At 67.7% G+C, this 1,521-nt stretch carries 1 protein-coding gene; it reads left to right on the forward strand.

Translation table 11 applies throughout. The features are described from left to right. On the forward strand, nucleotides 1-1,521 hold a 1,521-nt coding region (locus JYJ84_RS36435; RefSeq protein WP_205190281.1), incomplete at both ends, for a dipeptide ABC transporter ATP-binding protein.

The raw sequence follows: 1,521 nt of genomic DNA on the forward strand, positions 1-1,521 counted from the left end.
GCGTCTTGATTATGCGCGGCATTCGCGGCGCGGACATCGCGATGATCTTCCAGGAGCCGATGACGTCGCTGAACCCGGTGTTCACGGTCGGCGACCAGATCAGCGAGGCGATCGCGCTGCATCAGTCGAAAAGCAGGTCGGAAGCGCGCGCGGAGACGCTGCGGCTGCTTGAACTCGTGCGCATTCCGGAGGCGCGCCGCGTGTTCGCGCGCTATCCGCACCAGCTGTCGGGCGGGATGCGGCAGCGCGTGATGATCGCGATGGCGCTGTCGTGCCGGCCCTCGCTGCTGATCGCCGACGAGCCGACCACCGCGCTCGACGTGACGATCCAGGCGCAGATCCTGCAACTGGTGCGCGGGCTGCAGGACGAAATGAACATGGGCGTGATCTTCATCACGCACGACATGGGTGTGGTGGCCGAAGTGGCCGACCGCGTGCTCGTGATGTATCGCGGCGAGAAGGTCGAGGAGGGCGAATCGGATCGCATTTTCGCTGCGCCCGCGCATCGCTACACGCGCGCGCTGCTCGCGGCCGTGCCGAAGCTCGGCTCGATGCAGGGCACCGATGCACCCGAAAAATTCCCGCTGCTGAAGGTGGAGGGCGCAAGCGCGGCAGCAGCAGCGCCCGCACCGGCGGCGAACGACGATGCGCAGCCGCCCGTCGATCAGTCGGCGTCGCCGATCCTGCGCGTGCGCGATCTCGTGACGCGCTTCCCGGTGAAGAGCGGCGTGTTCGGCCGCGTATCGCAATACGTGCATGCGGTCGAGCGCGTGAGCTTCGAATTGCGCGCTGGCGAGACGCTCGCGCTGGTCGGCGAATCGGGCTGCGGCAAGTCGACCACCGGCCGCTCGCTGCTGCGCCTCGTCGAATCGCAGAGCGGCTCTATCGAATTCGACGGCCGCGACATCAGTGCACTGAAAGGCCCGGACCTGCAGGCGCTGCGCCGGAACATCCAGTTCATCTTCCAGGATCCGTTCGCGTCGCTGAACCCGCGCCTGACCGTCGGCTTCTCGATCATGGAGCCGTTGCTCGTGCACGGCGTCGCGAGCGGCCGCGAAGCGCAGGCACGCGTCGACTGGCTGCTCGACAAGGTCGGCCTGCCGCCTGAGGCCGCACGCCGATATCCGCATGAATTCTCGGGCGGCCAGCGCCAGCGGATCGCGATCGCGCGGGCGCTCGCGCTGAACCCGAAGGTCGTGATCGCCGACGAATCGGTGTCGGCGCTCGACGTGTCGGTGCAGGCGCAGATCGTCAACCTGATGCTCGACCTGCAGCGCGAACTCGGCGTCGCATACCTGTTCATCTCGCACGACATGGCCGTCGTCGAGCGCATCAGCCATCGCGTCGCGGTGATGTATCTCGGCCAGATCGTCGAGATCGGCCCTCGCCGCGCTGTGTTCGAGGCGCCGCAACATCCCTACACGAAGAAGCTGATGAGCGCGGTGCCGGTGGCCGACCCCGCGCGCCGGCATGCACCGCGCCAGCTCGCGGCGGATGAGATCCCGAGCCCGATCCGTGCGG

The organism is Burkholderia sp. LMG 13014, assembly GCF_905232215.1.
In the GTDB taxonomy this organism is placed as follows: Bacteria; Pseudomonadota; Gammaproteobacteria; order Burkholderiales; family Burkholderiaceae; genus Burkholderia.